Here is a 20,947-nt window from a genome sequence, read left to right on the forward strand (position 1 = left end):
GCGCGGAGAGTCCGGCGAGACCGGCGCCCACGAAGGCAGCGCAGCCGCGCTCTCCTCGACCCACCTGCGGCGGAACATAGGGATGCCCTGTCCCGGAAATGGAGCCTTCGGCGCGCCCTATCTCAGGCGACCCTGACCTCGTCCAAGTCCCGCCGCCCCGCCCTACCGCCCGGCGGCGCGGGCGTGGGTCTCGCCGAGACTCCTGAGGCCATTCCCGCTCTTCCCGTCTTCATGGATGTGGAGCCGCAAGCTCGATCGACGTCCTGGGAAGCGCATCGACGCCGACCGGTACATGCCGCTCAGGGGGCTGGCGTCGCAGGGTGCGGCTTCCCTTGCCAAGCGCCACGAGCAGAACCAGACCATCTTCCCCAGCGATGATCCCTCGTCCACTGCGGGCACACTGGTGGGATGCGCATTCGATGGACGGTCGTCGCTCTGACGCTGGGGCTGGTCGCGTGTAGCTCCGGTGGGCCGAGTGGTCCTCAGGTTCGGCGGGGGCCGGCCGTCTCTGCGTCGGGCTCTGCGTCGGTCTCTGTGTCGGGCTCGCCGGCGGGGGCCGTGACGGTCAGGTGTGATGCGGCGATCGGGAGTGAGCACGTTCCGCCTGCTGGATTCGAGGTCATCGGTGGCGCGGTCGCGCTGCCGGCGGGGCCGGCTCGCACGCGAGCCTTACAGGCGGGGGTGGGGGACCTGCCTGACGGGGGCACGGGGTTGTTCGCGAAGCAGGGGCTGCTCGTGCGGCGCGGTGAGATGGTCGAACTGATCGTTCCGGAGGAACTCCGCGGCCGGTTCTGGCTGGAGTGGGGTGGCCTGCGGACGCCGAGCGATCACGTGGTGGTCGATCGCTGTGATGGGAACGACGAGTGGGTGGTTTTCGTGGGGGGCTACTTCGTGCGGCGAGCCGCATGCCTCCCGGTGATGGTGCGCGTCCGGGGTGGTGAACCACGGCAGGTCCACATCGGTGTCGGCGCGCCGTGCCCGGGCCAGAGCCCGGCTCCCCGGATATGACGCCCGGCTCCCCGGTGTGACCGGTCGTGCGTGCGCGTCATGCGGCAGCGGCGTGTGGTCGACGCCCTGGCGATGTGCCGCGCGTGGTGTTGATCGAATGGTCGGGTCTGGGTGTTCTGGTGGCCGGGGTGTGGTGAGCCCACCCGTGCGGCGCCGTCGTGGCCGAGCGCCGTGATCCCACCCAGAAGTACGCCCCAGGCCGGGCGCCCTATCAGGGATGCCGTCGGGTGCCGTTGAGAGCCGTTGCGGAACGTGTCGGCGGCACGTGCCGACGTCATCTCTTCAGAGCTTCCGCGGCAAGCCTGGGGCAGCGGCTCAGCGTGCCGCAAGTGCCCATGGAGGGCTGAGAAACCTAGCCGCGACGGCTGGTCCCGGAGGCGGCGGACAGCAAGGTGAGTGCGGCTTCGCGTGCGTGCTCGCCTGCGCTGGTCCCGTCCTGATGTGTGGCGACGACGGTGGCGCCCTCGACCAGCATGAGCAACTGCCGGCCCAGCAGGTGTGGATGGGACGCTCCGGCGCGCTCGGCGATGCCGGTGAAGAGCTCCAGGTAGCGGTCGAGATGGCGCGTGGTGATGGCGCGGACGGCCTCGACATGGTGCTGGGCGGCGGCGTTCAGCATCGCACAGCCGCGGAAGACCGGGTCGTCGTACCACTCCTGCAGGGCGTCGAACACCGCGGCGAGCTGGGCGCGGGGGTCGTCCCCCGCGGCCGCGGCGGCCCTGGCCAGCCAGTGCGTCACCCGTTCGCTGCGCGCCCTGAGCATGGCCTCGACCAGTCCGTCCTTGGTGCCGAAGTGCCGGTACAGCGTCTCCTTGGACACGCCGATGCGGGCGCACAGCTCGGCGACGCCGATGCCGTCGAGCCCGCGCTCGTACAGCACTCGGGTCGCCGCTTCGAGGATGGTGGCGCGTGTGCGCTCCGGGTCGAGCGTCGAGCCCTTGGGTACCGGCATACCCAGATGGTACCGGTCGGTTCGATCGCTGCTAACATCCGAGATCGTACCGATCGGTTCCATCTCTGGAGTCCGCCTTGTCCGACCCTCACCTCCTCGGCCCGTCGATGCGGCAGGCGGCGCGGCTGGCCCTCGGCACCGCCTCGGCCCTCGGGCTGGCACGCTTCGCCTACGGACTGCTGCTGCCCGCCATGCGCGACGACCTCGGCTGGTCGTTGGCCGAAGCCGGGGCGATGAACACCGCCAACGGGCTCGGTTACCTGGTCGGCGCGGTGGCGACCGCCGTCGTCGCGCGCCGCCGGGGCGCCGCCGCCACCTTCCGCTGGGGCATGGTCCTGATCGCGGCGGCGCTGGCCGCCACCGCGATCACCGATGACTATTCGGCACTGCTGACCGCACGAGCCGCCGCCGGGGCGGCGGGAGCGGCCGTGTTCGTCACCGGCGGCGTGATCGCCTCACGCATCGCCGCCCGCGCCGCCTCCAGCGCGCCCATCACCGTGTACTTCGCCGGCGCCGGGCTGGGCATCGCCGCCGGCGGCGCCGCCATCCCCCCGGTGGCCGATCACTGGCGCCTCGCCTGGATCGGCCTGGGCCTCGCCGCCACCGTGGCCGCACTTGTCAGCCGGACCGCCGCGAACACCGGACGGGAAGAGCCGGCCGCCACCGCCGGCCGGGCCCGCCTGCGCCCGCTGTGGGGAATCGCCCTGGCCTACCTGCTGTTCGCCGCCGGCTACATCACCTACATCACCTTCCTGTCCGCCTACCTCGCCGACCTGCGTGCCCCGCTCGGGCAGGTGGTGCTCACCTGGACGGCGCTGGGCCTGGCCGTCGTGGCGGCGCCCGCGCTGTGGAGCCGTCCGACAACCCACTGGCCCGGCACCCGGGCCCTGACCTGTCTGCTCGCCACCCTGGCCGGCGGCGCGGCACTGGCCCTGGCCGCGCCGGCGCCACCGGTCATCCTCGCCTCGGCGATCGTCTACGGGGCGACGTTCATGGGCGTCCCCGCCGCCGTCACCACGCTCATCAAGGTCCACACCCCGTCCGCCGACTGGACCGCCACCCTGTCGGCCTTCACCATGCTGTTCGCGGCCGGTCAGACCGCGGGCCCATGGCTGGCCGGGCACCTCGCCGACCGCACCTCGACCGATGCCGCCCCCGCCTGGACCGCGATCCTGTGCGCCGCCGCGGCGCTGATCGCCGCGATAGCGGGCCGCTCCCTTCGGGACGCGGCGCCTCGGCCGAGCGTCATCGAGACGAACACCTGACGCGGGACCCGACGGGCTCCGCGGCAGGCATCCACGAACAGCATCCGACAGCGACATCCGACAACGACAAGGAGCATGGCCATGGCCACGTTCGTCCTGATCCCTGGAATGTGCCACGGCGGCTGGTGTTTCGACGAGCTCGCCGAACGACTACGCGACCATGGCCACCGCGCCTGCCCGCTGACGTTGACCGGCCTCGGTGAACGCAGCCACCTGCTGCACGGCACGGTGAACCTCGACACCCACATCCAGGACGTGACCGGCGTCCTGGCGGCCGAGAACATCCACGATGCCGTGCTGGTCGGCCACAGCTACGGCGGAATGGTGATCACCGGAGTCGCCGACCGCATGCCCGGCCGCGTGGCCGCCTTGGTGTACCTGGACGCCATGGTGCCGGGGAACGGGGACTCCTGCTGGAGTCTGGTCACCGATCGCGAGCGGCAGTGGTACACCGACGTGGTGGAGACCGGCTACGCGGTACGACCGCTGCCGTTCTTCGATACCCGCGCCACACCCCACCCGCTGGCCTCGCTGTTCCAGCCGCTCCGGCTCACCGGCGACGTCACGAAGAGCCGGCGCCAGGTCTACGTGTACGCCGCCGGATGGGACGGCGAGTCCCCTTTCACCCCTGTCCACGAACGGCTGCGCGAGGACCCCGCGTGGACCACGCACGCGCTCGACGGCGGGCACAACCTCATGCGGGACACGCCGCTGGAGCTGCTGAAGATCCTGCTCGACGCCGGGGAACCGTACTGATCGATTCGGAGCGGCGTCTCCAGGTGGGAGACTGCCTCAATGGGTTTCAACGGCATTGCGGCGGCGGCGGGGACTTGGGAGCTGGGGGACCTCACGGTCAACAGGCTGGGGTTCGGGGCCATGCGGCTGACGGGGAGCGCCGCGTTCCATCTGGGGGCGCCGAGGGGCCGCGAGCAGTCGATCGCCGTGCTGCGGCGGGCGGTCGAGCTGGGAGTGAACCACATCGACACGGCCGCGTTCTACTTCTCGGCGCTGCGGTCCGCCAACGAACTGATCAACCGGGCGCTGGCCCCGTATCCGGACGGTCTGGTCATCGTCCCCAAGGTGGGGCCGAGGCGCGACGAGTCGGGCGGGTGGGCCACGTGGGCGACCCCAGAGGAGCTGCGCGGCCAGGTGGAGGAGAACATCCGCCAGCTGGGGGTGGACCACCTCGACGTGGTGAACCTGCGGGTCAACAGGACCGGGTCGATCGCCGAGCACTTCGGCGCCTTGGCCGACCTTCGGAAAGAGGGGCTCGTTCGCCATCTCGGCGTCTCGAACGTCAGCGTGAAGCAGCTCGCCGAGGCACAGGACATCGCCCCGGTGGTGTGCGTGCAGAACCGCTACGGCATCGACACCCGGCCGGCCGACTCCGAGGAGGTCCTGCGGGTCTGCGGCGAGCAGGGCATCGCGTTCGTGCCGTTCTTCGCGATCGCCGGCGAAGGACGTGAACAGGGCGCCCCCGCCACCCACGACGCGGCGGTGACCGAGATCGCCCGCGCGCACGGCGCGACCCCGGCGCAGGTCCGCCTGGCCTGGACCCTCCACCAGGGCCCGCACGTCCTGGCCATCCCCGGCACCGGCGACCCCGCCCACCTGGAGCAGAACGTCGCCGCCGCCGCCCTCCGCCTCTCCGCGGCCGACCTCACCCGCCTGAGCTCTCTCCCCTCCGGCGACCCCCAGCGTCTCCCGCGGCCATGACAAGCGGAGAGGACGCGACGCCCGCGTACGGTCGGTGGACGCCGGTCGCACGCCGAGTCCGCGGCCCGTCATCCGCGGACGGTGTCCATCCGGCCGGTGGCGACCGTACTTTCGGCCGAGGACCTCATCCGCGTCCGATGGGGACCATGGCACTCCATGAAGCGAACGCTCACGGCCTCCCTGCTCGCGTTGGCGGCCGTCCTGCCGGTCACGCTGGGCGGCAGGACGGCGGCCGCCGCCGACGCCCCGATCTCCTGGCGGCAGTGCGGTGACCGGCCCGGAGCCGAATGCGGCTCCCTGGAGGTCCCCCTCGACTGGACGCACCCCACCGGCGCCACGATCAAACTGTCCGTCACCCGCAGGAAGGCGGCCGATCCCGCCGCCCGCGTCGGCACGCTCTTCTACAACCCCGGCGGGCCGGGCGGGCAGGCGGTGCTGATCGTCCGCGACTACCCCTCCACCGCGTTCAGCGCGGAACTGCTCCGCCGCTTCGACGTCGTCGGCGTCGACCCGCGCGGCGTGGGGGAGAGCCAGGCGGTGCGGTGCGGTCTGCCCGTCCACGATCCCGAGGTCAGCGCGTATCCCGACACCCCCGCCGGCTACGAGGCGCTCGTGGCGCACAACAAGGCCGTCGGGGAGAGCTGCCTGGCGGAGACGGGCCCGCTGCTGCGGCACATCGGCACCATGAGCGTGGCGCGCGACTTCGACGCCGTGCGTGCCGCGCTCGGCGAGACGAAGATCACCTTCCTCGGCAAGTCCTACGGCACCATCCTCGGCACCCGGTACGCCCAGCTGTTCCCGGACCGGATCCGCGCGATGGCGCTGGACGGCGCGGTCGACCACGGCATGGGCTCCCGGCGTCTGGTCACCGACGCGACGAGGGCCGTGGAGGACTCGTTCGAGCGGTTCGCGGCCTGGTGCGACCGCACGGACAGCTGCGCGCTGCACGGCCGCGACGTGGGCCGCGTGTGGGACGACCTGGTGGCGCGGGCCGAACGCGAACCGATTCCCGTCAAGGACGGACGCCCGCTGACGGCAGAGGAACTGCGGTACGTCGCGTACGCCTTCCTCACGATGGTGCCCGAGTTCGCCGGAGGCTTGGCGACGGCCCTCACCCAGGCCGAGCAGGGCGACGCCTCGATCCTCGCCTCCATGCGGGGGCAGGCGCTGGACGACCCGGCGAGCACCGCCGCGTACCGTTCCGTGCTGTGCCTGGACATCGACCCGGAGATCCACGGCTACCGTGACCTGCGAGCGCGGCTGAAGAAGGTCCGCGCGCTGTCACCGCACATGAAGGGCACGTCGGAGTTCTGGGACATGACGACCGGCTGCCTCGGCTGGCCCGTGCCGCCCGCCGATCCTCAGCGGCCCGTGGACGTCCACGGCGCCCCGCCGATCCTGGTCGTCGGCACGACCCACGACCCGGCGACCCCGGCCGGCTGGGCCCGCAGCCTGTCGTCCCACATCAGCGGCTCGGGCCTGCTGACGTACGACGGCACCGGCCACACCGCCTACCTGCGCTCCGCCTGCGCCACCGGCCACGTCGACCGATACCTGCTCACGGGCCGGCTCCCCGCCCGGGGAACCGTCTGCGAGGCCGGCCGGTAGCGCTCGACGCCCGCGTCGCCCCGCGCGCCCGTCCGTCGCGGCCGGAGCCGCCGGCCGGGCGCCGCGAGGTGACGGGATCTCAGAGTTTGCGGATGGCGATGGCGTTGTCGCCGAGGCCGCCGGAGCGCGGGTAGATGCACTGGTACGCCTGGACCACGGCGGTCGTGGTCCAGCCCGGCGGGGACGACTGGAGACCGCAGATGATCGCGGTGGACCCGGCCGGGCGGCCGTTGAGGTTCGTCAGCGTGTGCTGGTCGTTGAAGAGCCGGTTGGGCGTCTTCGTCATCTCGCAGGAGAACGAGTAGGAGAAGGACGTCGCGTAGAAGCCGGCCGGGGGCGGGGTGATGCAGGCGGTCACGGTGCCGCCGGAGGGCGTGCCGGTGGCGTCGGCGATGCTCTTGGCGTTGTAGTACACCGAGCCGGGCGTGCCGCAGGTGTACCAGTCGAAGTACGCGGTCTGCACCCAGCCGGTGGGCGTCGTGGCGCTCAGGCAGACGGTCTGGTCCAGGTTGAGCAGACGCGCCGGGGACGCTTGGGCGGCGGTCGCCGCCGTGGCCGAGAGGGCCAGGAACGCGGCCGCTCCGAGGACGAACGCGGTCGGCAGTCTCATGTGCCACTCCTTTGGGAATCGGGCAGCAGAGAGATCAGGTTTCCGGGGCTGGGAACCTGAGCGAGCGATCGCCTGAATGATGGCAGCGCGCGCGGCCCGCGAGTATGGCCGTCCGGACTCAACCCGCATTCCTCTGGGGTCATGGGAGTCACGCGCCTGGGGGTTGCGCTTTATGGTCCGTCACCTGCGACGATACGGCCATCGCGTCGGCTCCGGGTGCATGTTTCCGGCCGCGTGATCGCCGCCGCACGCGTCGCGACCCCGGCCGCGCGCGCGGGCCCCTGCCCGGCATGCCACGCGCGGCCGGTTCATGGCCCGGCCGTGTAAACCCGGAACAGGGGCATGCGCGTCATTCATCGGGAACAAGTGATTGAGTGAATATTCCGGCCTATGGAGCGAAGACGGCTTCCGCCTGAATGGTGAGAGACGATCTTTTTCCGCCGGTTTCAACCGACCTGGGTGGAACTGCGTTATTTGTGCCGAGCACCGTGGTGGCGGGAGCACGTTGATCCGCCCGTACCTGATATGCCGAGGAGATATTCGAGGGGGATACACATGGCCATCGACCTGGCGGTCGCCTTGGGGGTCATCGTGGCGCGGACGGCCGTCGCCGAGCTGATCCGCGGCGTCTCCATGAGCAACGATGACTGGGCCGGCGTCGCGGCCCAGGTGGTGGACGCGCTCGTCACCACCACGACCGGGCAGCGGTCCGGGTTGCAGCAGATGGGCCAGAGACTGGATCAGTTCGGGCGGCGGATCGACGATCTCGGGCGGCAGATCGACGGTCTCGGACGGCGGATCGACGCCATTCCCGCACGGGAGTTCGACGACCACATGGCCGCGGGCCGCAGATATGTGCGCGATTTCCCGGACTCGTGGCGCACCGCGCAGGACCGCCGCGAGCTGATCCGCGACGCCCGCCACGAATTCGTCCGGGCGTTCGGCATCGCCGAGCGGATGAAGGACCCGTACCGGCAGGCGCTGGCGGACGTGGCGATCGCGGGCTGCTGGTTATGGGTGCCCTCGATCAACGACGTGACCAAGACCGTGGGGGCCGCCCGCCGCATTCTGGAACAGGAGATCCTCTTCGGCACCGCCCCGCTCGCGGCCTCGTACAAGGACGTGCTCTCGTTGTGCAAGGCGCTGGGCGAGCGCCCGGCCTCGACCGGGGTTCCCCTCATCCCCAAGAGCGGGCAGGCGCCCACGCCGGGGGCGCGTCTCGCCGTGACGGCGGTGCAGGGGCACTGGGTCGGATGCGCGGACGTGGAGGTCACCGTGGAGGCCGTGACGGCCCCGGAGCCCCCGGCGGCGCCAAGTCCGGGTTCGACGGCCCCCGGCCTGCCCGCGACCCGGTTCGTCCGGCGCTCCGGCGGAGGGATCGTCCCGTCGGCGGACCCGAGTTCATGGCCGCTGGGCACCCCCGTGCCGCCCCGGCCGGCGTTCTTCCCCAGGACACCCGGACGGCGGCCTCTCGCGAGTCCCCTCACGAGTCCCCTCACGAGTCCCCTCACGAGTCCTCTCGGGAGCACGGCGTCCGGCGGGACCGTGAAGTTCAAGGTCCGCAACAAGAGGTCCCAGTGGATCTCCGTGTCGCTGACCCACGCCGCGGTGATCGTCGAACTCCCCGTGAACAACACGCTCCCCGACCAGAACCGCGTCGCCCCCGGCAAGACCAAGACCTTCACCCTGACCCGTCCCTCCCTCACGACCCTGAACCGGGCGCTCCCCGCCAAGCCCCGCATCGGCTTCGTCCTCCCGAACCCACCCCAGCCCAGCACACCCGGCACACCGCCCCCGGCACGCCGCCAACTCCCCACCCCGGCGAATCCGCCGACCCGCCGGCCATTCCCCCGCAATCCCCAGCGCCCGACCTTCCGCTTCCCACCCGGCGATCCGTTCGGAAGCCGCTGACCCCTGAGGTCCGCGATGGCATCCAGCCGGCCGGCCCAGTGGTGCGCCGCGATCTTGTGGATGTGTGGCGAGCAGGGCATCGCGTTCCTGCCGTTCTTCGCGACCGTCGGCGGAGGCAGGCCGGACGCCGTCGCCACCCAGGACGATGCCGTGACCGAGATCGCCTCCGCGCATGGCGCGACACCGTTCAAGTACACGCGAACATCCACGCATGTGTAGGTGTTCGTGTCTTTCGACGCGACGAAGCACGGCCGTGAACCCGATTCTGCTTATCGGCGGCATCCTCAGTGCCGCGATTCGCTGGTCCGTAATCAACCGGCACCCTGTGACCAGTCGTTCGGCGTGCCACCCATGTGACGCTACGCGGTCACCTTCGAACCTTCCTGAGCTGACGGGCCATGCCCGGGTGTGGCGATAGAGAAATCAGTGGACGGTCAGGAGTTCTGCCGGTCCGCGTTGTCCTCCTGTGACCGGTGATAATTCGGAGAGGCTCCGTAATCGGTTACAGCCGGTGGACGATCACTCTCTGTGGTTCGTTCCATTCAACCAAGCAATGTGATCCACGTCACTATTGCTGGGCATCTTCTCGTGTCATACGGTCCGACTGTTGTCTTGATCGACCTGTACAGAGGTCAGTAAAGGGTGCGGTATTCGCTTTGAGGCGCGAGTGCCGCGGTTCTTTTCGGCGTGCACACTGGGATGGCCTTATGTGGCGTTCGTGGTTTCCTCGGCGACTGAGAATTGCGGTACTCTTCACCGCCGCGACGGTGGTGTTCATCTCCGGAGTCGGAGTTCCGGGTGACCTGGCATTCCCTGCCACGGCGGAAACGGCGCCCTCGCCGGGCGGCTCGTTACACGGTCCGGACCAGATGGCGGGTTCTGCGGCGGGATTACCGCACCTGGTCGACTCCAAGGCGACGCGGATGGCCGCTCAGGCCACGGCCGGCCGCGTCGATACCGGTGACGACATCGCCGGGGTGCGGAAAAGCAAGCCCCCCGGCGGCGCCGTCTCCCCGGATTTCCGAACCTATGGCGGAACGCCGGAACGCGGGGAAGCACGGCCGTCCGAGCGCGTGACACCGCGTTCCTCGCGCGGCGATGGCAAAGCAGCGGGCAAGGACTCCGGGGCGCGTCTGGCCCGCGACTGCTTCTACGCGGCGTACAGCTCGATCAGGACCTACAGGTCGGGTGACAAGGCCTCCTACCAGGATCACGATTGGGAAGCGCTGAAGACGGCGGTGGCCGTTCGTCCCGGCACGGACTCCTCCTACTGGAGGGATCTGGGGTTGTGTTACGTCTTGCCGCCGGCGGCCCCCGAGATCCTCGACATGTTCCCGATGGATCAGGACCTGGTCGGTGTCACGCCGGTGTTGTCGGCCTACGCGCGCAGTGCCGGCGGCGTCTACGGCATCGACTACGTTTTCGAGGTCTGTGACGAGCAGCTCACCTGTTCTTCCTCTGGAGTGATCGGTGACCACGGCGCCTGGCGAGTGCCGCAAGGCAGACTCAGCTGGGGCAAGCCCTATCAATGGACGGTCACCGCGACCGACCGCGGCACCGGCGGCGTGACCTCCAAGACACGGCGGTTCCTCACCGGCGTGCGACAGCCGGTCCTGACCTCACAGCTGGCCGCGAATGGTGCGAACGGCCAGGAGTTCGAGCAACTCACCGGCAACTACACCACGTCGTTCACCGACGCGGCGGTCACCACGGTCGGGCCGCCGCTGACGGTCTCCCGCTCCTACAACAGCATGGACCCGCGCACCGATGGCATGTTCGGTGCCGGCTGGTCCTCCCGCTGGGACATGAAGGTGCTGGAGGAGGCCGCGGGGCAGGACCCGACAGCCGTGGTCACCTTTCCCGACGGGCGGCGTGTGCGCTTCGCCGCCAAGGCCGACGGCTCCTACCAGCCGCCTCCCGGCCTGTTCGCCACGCTCGCCAAGACCCAGAGCGGTGGTGTCCCGGGTTGGCGGCTGATGGACAAGTCCACCACCGTTTACGTTTTCGACGCCCAGGGCCGTCTGACCGGCGTCACCGACAACCGTGGCCGTTCGCAGACGCTGACCTACGGCGGTGACGCCAAACTGGCGAAGGTCACCGGAACCGGCGGGCGTTCGCTGACCTTCGTCTGGACCGGCTCCCACGTCACCGGCGTGTCCACGGACCCGGTCGACGGCGCGGCGCTGACCTGGACCTATCAGTACGACGGTGACCGGCTGACCCGGGTCTGCTCCCCGGCCGCCGCGCCGAACTGCACCGCCTACGACTACGGCACCGGGTCGCAGTATCGCAGCCGGGTCCTGGACGCCGACCCGGTCGGCTACTGGCGGCTGGGCGAGTCGAGCGGCACCGTGGCCGCCGACACGGCGCAGGAGACGGGTGACGCCACCTACTACCAGCCGACGCTGGGACAGCCGGGCGCGCTGGCCGGCACACAGGACACCGCAGTCAAGGGAAGCGTCAAGCTGCCGGAGAACACGATCGCCCGGTTGGGCGGCCGGATGTCGGTGGAGCTGTGGTTCAAGGCGCCCGCGCCCGGCACCATTCTTTCCGCAGGCGACACCGGCGACAGTATCGGCGCCAACCGGCCTGTGCTGTACGTGGGCACGGACGGCAAGTTGCGCGGGCAGCTATGGGACGACCCCCAGGCACCGGCGGTCACGCCGATCACCTCCGCGGCGCCGGTGAACGACGACCAATGGCACCACGTGGTGCTCACCGCCGAAGGACAGGCTCAGATCCTGTACCTGGACGGCCAGAGAGTCGGCACGCTCGCGGTGGGACCGGACGGGCTGCGGCGCCAGTACGCCTATCTGGGCACGGGCTGGGTCTACAACTATCGGGGGTGGCCGGCCACGCCGCCGATGCCCGGCAACACTTACGCGGTCGGTTTCCCGTTGACCGGCGGCACACTGGACGAGCCGGCCGTTTACGACAGGGCTCTCACCGAGGCCGAGGTGCGAGCGCACCATGCCGCCCGCGTCGACATGCCGTTCAAGCTGACCAAGATCACCCTGCCGTCGGGACGGGTGTGGGCCGAGAACGTTTACGACACCACGACCGAGCGGGTCAAGACCCACACCGATGAGCACGGCGGCACCTGGCAGATCGGCGTTCCGGTCTACAACGCGACCACCGGCCTGTCGACCGTGACCGTGACCGACCCTCATGCCGGCAAGCTGGAATACCGCCACGACGCCTGGCGCGGCTACCGTCTCGTGTCCTACAGCGACCAGCTCGCGAAGGTCGCCGGCTACGAGTACGACGACAGCGGATACCTGTCGAAGGTGACCGACCGCAACGGGAACACGACCGGGCTGTACCACGACGACCGGGGCAACCTGATCGGCCGGGAGAACTGCCGGACCGTCGGCAACTGTCAGACGGCCTATTACCGCTACTACCTGAACGCCTCCAACGCCTTCGATCCGCGCAATGACAGCCTGATCGCGGCACGTGATCCGAGATCGTCGGGTTCGGCGGACAACACCTATGCCAGCACCTGGGACTACAACGCCTACGGGGAGCTCGCGGCGAAGAAGACTCCCGCCACGCCGGACTTCCCGAGCGGCAGGTCGCAGATCTACGCCTACACCGACGGCACAGAGGCGGCCGTGGGCGGCGGCACCACCCCGGCGGGCCTCCTGAAGTCCTCCAAGGACTACAAGGGCAACGAGAAGACCTACCGGTACACCTCCGCGGGAGATCTCGCCGAGGGAACCCTGCCGTCGGGCCTGGTGATCAAGTACGGCTACGACGCGCTGGGACGGCTGACCTCGCGAACGTCGGTCTCCGCCGCCCATCCCACCGGCGTGACCACGACCTTGGCCTATGACGGACTGGGACAGGTGGTCAAGCACACCGGCGCGGCGGTCACCAACGAGATCACCGGGACGACGCACACTCCCGAGGCGCGGTACACCTACGACGCCGACGGCAACAAACTGACCGACTCGGTGGTGGACCTCACCGGCGGCGACCCCACGCGCACCACCACCTACACCTATGACACCTACGGGCGCGCGGAGACGGTCACCGACCCGCTGGGGAAGGTCGTCACGACCTCGTGGGACCACACCGGAGCCCGCGTCAGCACGGTGGACCAGGTCGGCACGCGGTTCGCCTACGCCTACACCCCGCGCGGCGAACTGGCCTCCCGCACACTGAAGGGCTGGACGGGCAGCCCCGTCCGTCCGCAGGCGCCCGCGGACGTCGTCCTGGAATCGTACGCCTACGACCCGGGCGGCCGACTGGCCTCTGTGACCGACGCGATGGGCCGCAAACGCTCCTACACCTACTACAACGACAACCAACCCTCACAGGAGATCGCCGACGACGTCCGCCTGAACGGGTCGGCGACACCGGCCGACGTCGTGCTCGGCTCCCTCACGTACGACGCGGCGGGCAACATCACCCGGTGGGTCGACGGCGGGCTGACCCGCATCGACTACGTCTACGACGCCGCCGACCGCATGACCTCGCAGACGATCGACCCGGCGGCGCGGGCGCTCAAGACCACCTACGCCTACGACGCCAACGAGAACGTCACCAAGGAGACCAGGACAGGCGCGGGCAGCGCGCGGACCGAGGTGACCGACTACGCCTACGACGTGTCCGACCAGTTGATCAGAAGCACGGTCGAGAACGGCGCCGACGATCTGGTCACGACCTGGACGGTCGACGACCGCGCCCTGGTCACCGGGACGACCGATCCGCGAGGCAACGTCACGGGAGCCGACCCCGACCGGTTCACGACGACCTATCGCTACGACGCCGCCGAACGGCTGATCGAGACCAAGGGACCGCAGGTCCAGATCGAGAAGCTGGGGTCTGCGACGGCCGGGCGGCCCGTCGCGCGATACGGATACGACGCCGCGAGCCGGCTCACCCACGTGACCGACCCGGAGGGCCGTACCACCATCACCGCCTACGACAAGGCGGGGCAGGTCGTCTCCGAGACGATGCCGTCCTACACCCCGCCCGGAGGCGGGACCACGCTGACGCCGGCCGTCGCCTACACCTACGACGACGCCGGGCGGCTGACCGGCGTGACCGACGAGCGCGGTTTCAATACCTCGGCGGAGTACGACGCCCTGGACAACCTCGTGCGCGTCACCGACCCGGCGGCCGGCGGAGGGACGCGCGGCCAATGGGTGGCCGAGTACGACCTGCTCGGTGAGACTCTCGCGGCGGCCGACCCGACCGGGGCGCGCGTCGAGGCCACCTACGACGATCTCGGCCGCCAGATCACACGGACGCAGATCGAGCGTCGTCCCGTCTCGGCGGCGCTCACGACACAACTGCGATACAACAACGCGGGACACCTGTCGAGCGTCGTCGCCCCCGGAAACAAGACCACGACCTACTCGGTCAACGCGGCGGGCGAGCTCACCTCCATCTCCGACCCGCTCGGGCACGCCTCCACCTTCGCCTACGACATCGCCGGGCGCACGGTGAAGGTCACCGACCCGCTGAACAACTCCACGGAAGCCGAATACGATCTGGCGGGTCGTCAGGTGACCGCCAAGGACCTGGGCGGCAGTACGACGCTGCGGACGTTCACCTACGGATGGGACGCGGCGGGCAACCAGACCAGCTCGTCCACCCCTGCGGGCTACACAACCCGCCGGGAGTACGACGCGTCCGGGCTGCTGGTACGGCTGATCGAGCCGGTGAGCGGTGCCGAGAACATCACCACCACCTACGGCTACGACGCGACCGGCGCCCTGACCCGCACCACCGACGGCCGCGGCAACTCGGTGTGGACCACCTACAACAGCCTGGGACTGGCCGAGTCGACGGTGGAGCCGTCCACGACCGCCTACCCCGCCGCCGACGACCGCACCTGGACCAACGCCTACGACGCCGCCGGCAACGCGGTGAAGCTGACCCAGCCGGGAGGCGTCCGGATCGACCGGCAGTTCGACGAACTCGGCCGCCTCGTCAAGGAGAGCGGTACCGGCGCCGCCGTCGCCACCCCCGACCGTACCTACACCTACGACCTCGCCGACCGGCTCACCGGCATCGGCGACTACACGCTGGAGTACAACGACAGGAGCCTGCTGTCCAGGGTCGCGAAGCCGTCCGGGCAGGTCGCGGCCTTCTCCTATGACTCCCGCGGCAACCCCTCCCAGCGAATCGACACGACAGGTACGGCCACTTTCACCTGGGATGACGCCGATCGGCTCGCCACGGCGGCCGAGCCGGTCTCCGGCCGCTCGTTCACCTACGGCTACGACAACGCCGACCGCCTCACCTCGCTGAACTCCTCGACCCCCGCCACCAGCCAGACGTTCACCTACGACGACATGGACCGCCTGCTCACCCACACGCTGAAGAACGGGTCGGGCGCCCAGCTGGCGAAGGTGACATACGGCTGGGACAAGGACGACCGGCTCCTCTCCAAGATCACCAGCGGCACGGCCGGGGCGGGCACCAACACCTACGGCTACGACCAGAACGGCCGCCTGACCTCCTGGACCGCGCCCAACGGCAACGTCACCTCCTACACCTGGGACGCCGCCGGCAACCGGACCGGAGCGGGGCAGCAGACCTACACCTATGACGAGCGGAACCGGCTCCTCTCGGGCGGCGGAAGTCAGTACACCTACACCGCGCGCGGCACCCTGGCCACCGAGACGAAGTCGGGCGCGACGACCGCCCTGACCTTCGACGCGTTCGACCGGCTCATCTCCGATGGCGACACGACTTACGCCTACGACGCGCTGGGGCGCCTGACCTCCCGTACCAAGAGCGGCGCGACCCAGCGGTTCACCTACTCGGGGCTCGGCAACGACATCGCCACGATCACCGACGGCTCAGGCGCGATCCAGGGCAAGTTCGGGCGCGATCCGTTCGGGAGCCTGCTGGGACTGCAAGAAGGCGGTGGCTCCGCTCTGGGCGCGCTCAGCGACCTGCACGGCGACCTGGTCGGCACGTTCTCCGGCACCGCCCTGGTCGACTCGGCCGCCTACGACCCGTTCGGCCAGAACATCGCGCAGTCCGGGGCCCGCCGATCGCTCGGATATCAGGGCGAGTGGACCGACCCCGACACCGGCAAGGTCAACATGAACGCCCGCTGGTACCAGCCGGGAACCGGCGCCTTCGCCTCCCGCGACGACTGGGACCTCGACCCGTACGCGTCCAGCCGGCTGAACAGATACTCCTACGCGGACGGCTCCCCGCTGACCCGCTCCGACCCCTCCGGCCACTGCAGCTCCGCCGCCGGCGGGTGGCCTCCGGCCCCATGCCCGGTGCAGGAACCGCGGACGCAGAAGAAGACGCAGACGCAGAAGAAGCCCGAGCCCAAGCGGGTTCCTCCGACCCCCAATGTCCCCACCGGCGACACCCTGACCAGGGAGAAGAACCAACAGAAAGAGCATAAAAAACCTAAGCCCAGAGAGCTTCCCCCAGACGGAAAGAAGGATCCCCAGACTGTCAGAGAGCCGAAGTCGGAGCCTGTGACCGTTCGGAATCCTTCGACTCCTACGACTACACCGAAGACGCCTCCGAAGTCGCCGAAGGAAAGGAAAAAGGACAAGACCCAGAGCAGGACCAAGACCATATCCAAGCAGCTGGAGCCCATGAGCACAGACGTGCTGGAGGGGGCGCCCAACTGCGGGCGAAATCCAGATCATCCGCTGTGCGGCGACAATCCGGCGAACATCTGCCGGTGGAACAGGTTCATCCCGGGCTGCGACGGCCATCCGGACCAGGACGCGCCGATCAAGAAAAAGAAGAAGAAGTCCGTCAAGCCGGACGATGGCATCGGATACGACCCCACGATCACCATCACTCCGCAGGGCCCCCCGCGGGACGTCACGCCCGACCCCGCCGAGATCCCGGTCGGCTCGGACACCGACGACGTCGTGAATGACATCGTCAACCAGGTGGCCCCCGACCTGCCCCTGGGCGGCGTCCCCCAAGCCGACCCCGGCTGCGACGCGCCCACACCGAACAGCTTCGTCGCCGGCACCCAAGTGCTCATGGCCGACGGTAAGCACAAGCCGATCGAGGACATAAAGATCGGCGACGAGGTCTTGGCCAGTGATCCCGCCACAGGGCAGAACGCGGCAAAGCCTGTCGTGACTCTGATCACAAGTATGGGCCTCAAGAAGCTCGTGGATCTCACCGTCGACACCGATGGCACAAGTGGCTCCGCGTCTGACGTGATCACGGCGACCGCTCCGCACCCGTTCTGGGTTCCCGACCTGAAGAAATGGGTGCCCGCCGGTGAGCTCAAGCCGGGGATGTGGCTGCGGACCTCGACCGGTACATGGGTCCAGGTCACCGCCATCGGTCGGCGCACCGTCGGTCAGCGCGTCTACAACCTCACCGTTGGTGATCTCAACAGCTACCATGTCGTCGCAGGTGGCCAGGCCGTCCTCGTCCACAACGAAGGCCCCCCGTACACCGACGAAGAGTGCTGGGCACTCGCGGACAAGTACAGGGACGAGGAGGTCAAGCGCATGTCCAACACCCAGAGGCGCAAGCACGTAATGATCGTGGGAGGTGTGGACTGCTTGACTGGTAAGTGGGCTGTGGGCAAGAAGAGGTCAAGAGCGGGTGACTTCTGCGCCGAGACCCTGGTGACTCAACAGCTTGTCGAAGGCGGATCCGATCCGAAGAACATCCGGTTCGGCCACCCGATGCATCCAGACTCGCAGAAGCTCGCGCCACCCTGTGCCAAAAGGTGTGAGATGGACTACGAGAAAAGGCAGTTTCCCCAGGATATCGACTGGGATCCCGACGGTACCTGGAAGGATATGGACTGACCATGGAATGGGACTGGTCCACCGTCCAGGCCTGGGGAGGTAGCGTAGAAGATATTCCGAGGACGCTGGGCGCCCTTTTGTCGGGCGATGAATCCGCACGTGACTCGGCATTCAACATGCTCTACTCGCAGGTCGCATCTTCGGGCGATCTGGTGTCGGCGGCCGCCCCCGTGGTCGATCACATTCTCGGGGATCTCGCCCGCAGAAGATCGCTTTCTGCGGAGGCGTGGCTCCTCCTGAATGTGATCTTCAGTGGGGGATCGTATGGTCGGCGAGTAACGGTGGACGGGGCCGATGTGGAGCTGGAGGAGTACTGCAGGGGAAGGATCATAGAGAGCCTGCCCCTCATCGGAGCCGTCACGCCTGGGCTACAAGATAAGCAATTCGAGTATCTGATGATACTCCTGAGCAAAGTCGGGGAGTTCTCAGTCGACGTGATCCCCATTATCGAACGTGAGGTGGCCGCCTCGTCGGGGGAAAGGTTGACCCATGCAGAGGACGCGCTGGAAGTGGCTCTCGAGATGGCCGCGGAAGCGGGGCTTCTCGACTAGGAGATCCCGGCCTTCTCTGGGTCACCTTCCGATTTCGATGCCGGGGCTCGGAGCGTGTGACGCGCTGTCAGTCGTCGTGGCGGCGGGTGGTCCAGGGCGGGTCGGGGTGATGGGTCGTCGAATGGTTCCACGGGTGCCTGGGGGCGCCGGCCAGGCTGTCTAGGTCGTCGTCCAGGTACCACGGGCGGCGGTGGCCGGGATCGTGGTAGGGGTCCCACAGATAGCGGTAGGGGTCGATGGAGGATCGCCTCCAGTGGGGGCGGGGGCGGTGGCCGCGGTCCTCCTCGGCGAACGGGCCATCCGCGTACCGGCCGGGATCGCCGTGGTCGTCAGGGCCGCTGCGGGGGTCCTCGCCGTCGCGGCGTTTGCGGGGGTCGGTGGTTTCCAGGTCCTCGGGTTTTAGGCCGGGGGTGGTGCCGCCGCCGAAGCGGGAGGTGTTGGGGGCGTGGAAGGGGGTGGCGGGGGTGTCGCGGAGGGCGTTGTCCATGGAGTGGACCCAGATGGGGCCGGGGAGGGTGGCGCCCTGGACGCCGCCGTAGGAGCGGCCGCCGATCTCCACGCCGGTCAGCGGGTGTTTGTAGGCGCCGCGGATGTCGCCCAGGCTGACGGCGGCGGCCAGGTCGGGGGTGTAGCCGGCGAACCAGGCCGAGGTGTAGTCGTTGTTGGTGCCGGTCTTGCCGGCGGCGGGGCGGCCGATGCCCTGGCCCTTCATCGTGCCGCGGGTGAAGACCCCGGACAGGATGTGGTTGACGGCGTCGGCGACCTCCTCGTCGAGGGCGGGCGAGCAGCTCGGGGCGACGGTGGTGCGCCGGCCGCGCCGGTCGGCGATCTCCAGGATGGCCATCGGGCGGCAGTACCGGCCGCGCGCGCCGAACGCGGCGAACGCGCCCGCCACCGTCACAGGGTCCATCTCGTTGACGCCGAGCGTGAAGGTGGGCACCTCTTTGAGCGGCTTGCCGTCGGCGCGGACCACGCCGAGCGCGCGGGCGGTCTTCACGACGTCGCACAGGCCGACCTCGCGCTCCAGCATCATGTAGAAGATGTTCACCGACTGCCAGGTGCCGGTGGCCAGGCTGTGCGGGCCGCCCTTGCCCTCGCCGCCCGCGTTGTGGATCACCGTGCCGGGCGCGTTGACCCGTTTGCCGGAGCAGTCCTTGTACCCCGAGGACGGCACGAAGCTGCCGGGCGTGTCGAAGCCCTGGTCGAACCTCCAGCCCTTGGCCAGGGCGGTGGCCAGCGTGAACACCTTGAACGTCGACCCGGCCTGGAAGCCCTGCCCGCCGCCGTGCGCCATGTCCGCGGCCAGGTTGTAGGTCGTCTTCGGCCCGTCGTCGCCGGGGTTGACGCCGTACTTCTTGCTCGCGGCGAGGGCCCGGATCCTGCCGGTGCCGGGCTCCACCATGGCCTCGGCGGCCACCTGGTGGTCCTTGGGGCTCACGTGGGCGGCGAGGGCCCGCTCGGCGGCCCGCTGCACGACGGGGTCGAGCGTCGTCTTGATGACCAGCCCGTCGCGGTACAGGCGGCGCTCCCGCTCGGCCCGGGTCCGCCCGAACGCGGCGTTGTTGACGATGTCCTTCTGCACGTAGAGGCAGAAGTACGGGTAGTCGCTCTCGGAGCACCCGCCCGGTTCGGCCCGCAGGTTCAGCGCGAGCGGCCCGGCCTTGGCGGCCTCGGCCTCGGCGCGCGGCGCCATGCGCAGCTGGGACATGCGGTCCAGGACGAGGTTGCGGCGCGTCAGCAGCTCGGCCTGGTGCTCGGGGCCGAGCGTGGGGTCGGTGACGAACGGTGTGCGCACGGCCCCGGCGAGGGTGGCGGCCTGGGCGAGGGTCAGCGCGGAGGCCGGCACGCCGAAGAACCGCCGCGCCGCGGCCTCCACGCCGAACGCGCCGCCGCCGAAGTAGGCGATGTTGAGGTAGCGCAGCAGGATCTGGTCCTTGGTGTACTTGCGCTCCAGGCCCATGGCGTAGCGCAGCTCCTGGATCTTCCGGCGGATGCTCGGCGCGCGGGCGAGGTCGCGCTCGCCCTCGGAGCGGGCGTTCTGCAGCAGGATGTTCTTGACGAGCTGCTGGGTCAGCGACGATCCGCCCTGCCGGATGCTGCCCGCCCTGGCGTTGGTCACCAGCGCGCGCAGCGTGCCCTTGACGTCGAGCCCCGCGTGCTCGTAGAACCGCGCGTCCTCGATGGCGACGATCGCCTTGCGCATCATCGGGGTGATCGCCGCGAGGTCGACCGACTGCCGGTTCTGGACGTAGAACTGCGCGAACTGCCGGCCGTTCTTGTCCAGCAGCCGGGTCCGCTCCGGCAGGGGCAGCTCGCGCAGCATGGTGGGCACCTCGAAGAAGTCGTGCGCGGCGTCCCGGGTCAGGACGCCCGCCCCGCCCACGGCCGGGAGCGCGATGGCCGCCACGAGCAGCCCGCCGACCACGCCCGCCAGGCCGAGCGTGGCGATGGCGAGCGGCACCGACGGCCCCGGCCACCGGAGCCGTGCGGGCTCGCCACCCGCCGCGGTGCGGCGGTCGGATCCCGAGGTCACGTGATAAAGGTGCTCACAG

11 protein-coding genes are annotated in these 20,947 nt (G+C 69.6%); 8 read left to right on the top strand and 3 right to left on the bottom strand.

Going from position 1 to position 20,947, the window contains the following annotated elements; genetic code table 11:
* Positions 1–1,360 precede the first annotated feature (1,360 nt).
* The gene (locus BJ981_RS25130) at positions 1,361–1,960 is read right to left on the bottom strand and encodes a TetR/AcrR family transcriptional regulator (RefSeq protein WP_184614336.1); all 600 of its coding nucleotides are present in this window, start codon (positions 1,958–1,960) and stop codon (positions 1,361–1,363) included.
* A 77-nt stretch (positions 1,961–2,037) separates the two neighbouring features.
* Here BJ981_RS25130 and BJ981_RS25135 point away from each other — a divergent pair, with 77 nt between their 5' ends.
* From BJ981_RS25135 to BJ981_RS25150, 4 genes are all read left to right on the top strand, one after another.
* Positions 2,038–3,225, top strand: coding sequence for a YbfB/YjiJ family MFS transporter (locus tag BJ981_RS25135; RefSeq protein WP_239139764.1), 1,188 nt, complete (start codon positions 2,038–2,040; stop codon positions 3,223–3,225).
* Positions 3,226–3,306: 81 nt separating this feature from the next.
* Positions 3,307–3,981, top strand: coding sequence for an alpha/beta fold hydrolase (locus tag BJ981_RS25140; RefSeq protein ID WP_184614338.1), 675 nt, complete (start codon positions 3,307–3,309; stop codon positions 3,979–3,981).
* A gap of 39 nt (positions 3,982–4,020) precedes the next feature.
* Positions 4,021–4,941: an aldo/keto reductase gene (locus BJ981_RS25145; RefSeq protein ID WP_184614339.1), complete on the top strand. Its 921-nt coding sequence runs from the start codon at positions 4,021–4,023 to the stop codon at positions 4,939–4,941.
* Between the two features lie 156 nt (positions 4,942–5,097).
* The gene (locus BJ981_RS25150) at positions 5,098–6,549 is read left to right on the top strand and encodes an alpha/beta hydrolase (RefSeq protein ID WP_184614341.1); all 1,452 of its coding nucleotides are present in this window, start codon (positions 5,098–5,100) and stop codon (positions 6,547–6,549) included.
* A 79-nt stretch (positions 6,550–6,628) separates the two neighbouring features.
* Here BJ981_RS25150 and BJ981_RS25155 read toward each other — a convergent pair whose 3' ends face one another.
* Positions 6,629–7,159 (bottom strand): hypothetical protein, encoded by a 531-nt coding sequence (locus BJ981_RS25155; RefSeq protein ID WP_184614343.1) that lies wholly within the window; start codon positions 7,157–7,159, stop codon positions 6,629–6,631.
* Between the two features lie 555 nt (positions 7,160–7,714).
* Between BJ981_RS25155 and BJ981_RS25160 the strand changes: the two genes are divergently transcribed.
* The 4 genes from BJ981_RS25160 (at position 7,715) to BJ981_RS25175 (ending at position 18,395) form a co-directional block, all read left to right on the top strand.
* Positions 7,715–9,070: a hypothetical protein gene (locus tag BJ981_RS25160; RefSeq protein ID WP_184614345.1), complete on the top strand. Its 1,356-nt coding sequence runs from the start codon at positions 7,715–7,717 to the stop codon at positions 9,068–9,070.
* A gap of 15 nt (positions 9,071–9,085) precedes the next feature.
* The gene (locus tag BJ981_RS25165; RefSeq protein WP_184614347.1) at positions 9,086–9,289 is read left to right on the top strand and encodes a hypothetical protein; all 204 of its coding nucleotides are present in this window, start codon (positions 9,086–9,088) and stop codon (positions 9,287–9,289) included.
* An 854-nt stretch (positions 9,290–10,143) separates the two neighbouring features.
* A complete protein-coding gene (locus BJ981_RS25170; RefSeq protein ID WP_184614349.1) occupies positions 10,144–17,844 on the top strand; it encodes a polymorphic toxin-type HINT domain-containing protein in 7,701 nt (2,566 codons plus the stop codon).
* Between the two features lie 2 nt (positions 17,845–17,846).
* Complete coding sequence (locus BJ981_RS25175; protein WP_184614351.1) at positions 17,847–18,395, top strand: hypothetical protein; 549 nt, start codon at positions 17,847–17,849, stop codon at positions 18,393–18,395.
* 67 nt (positions 18,396–18,462) lie between these two features.
* Here BJ981_RS25175 and BJ981_RS25180 read toward each other — a convergent pair whose 3' ends face one another.
* On the bottom strand, positions 18,463–20,928 hold the full coding sequence (locus tag BJ981_RS25180) for a transglycosylase domain-containing protein (RefSeq protein WP_239139765.1): 2,466 nt from the start codon (positions 20,926–20,928) through the stop codon (positions 18,463–18,465).
* Positions 20,929–20,947: the final 19 nt, after the last annotated feature.

Source organism: Sphaerisporangium krabiense (assembly GCF_014200435.1).
GTDB classification, from domain to species: domain Bacteria; phylum Actinomycetota; class Actinomycetes; order Streptosporangiales; family Streptosporangiaceae; genus Sphaerisporangium; species Sphaerisporangium krabiense.

Coding starts and splice junctions, on each gene's coding strand:
- BJ981_RS25175 (WP_184614351.1), top strand. CDS start 17,847: ATGGAATGGGACTGGTCCACCGTCCAGGCCTGGGGAGGTAGCGTAGAA.
- BJ981_RS25160 (WP_184614345.1), top strand. CDS start 7,715: ATGGCCATCGACCTGGCGGTCGCCTTGGGGGTCATCGTGGCGCGGACG.
- BJ981_RS25145 (WP_184614339.1), top strand. CDS start 4,021: ATGGGTTTCAACGGCATTGCGGCGGCGGCGGGGACTTGGGAGCTGGGG.
- BJ981_RS25150 (WP_184614341.1), top strand. CDS start 5,098: ATGAAGCGAACGCTCACGGCCTCCCTGCTCGCGTTGGCGGCCGTCCTG.
- BJ981_RS25165 (WP_184614347.1), top strand. CDS start 9,086: ATGGCATCCAGCCGGCCGGCCCAGTGGTGCGCCGCGATCTTGTGGATG.
- BJ981_RS25130 (WP_184614336.1), bottom strand. CDS start 1,960: ATGCCGGTACCCAAGGGCTCGACGCTCGACCCGGAGCGCACACGCGCC.
- BJ981_RS25140 (WP_184614338.1), top strand. CDS start 3,307: ATGGCCACGTTCGTCCTGATCCCTGGAATGTGCCACGGCGGCTGGTGT.
- BJ981_RS25155 (WP_184614343.1), bottom strand. CDS start 7,159: ATGAGACTGCCGACCGCGTTCGTCCTCGGAGCGGCCGCGTTCCTGGCC.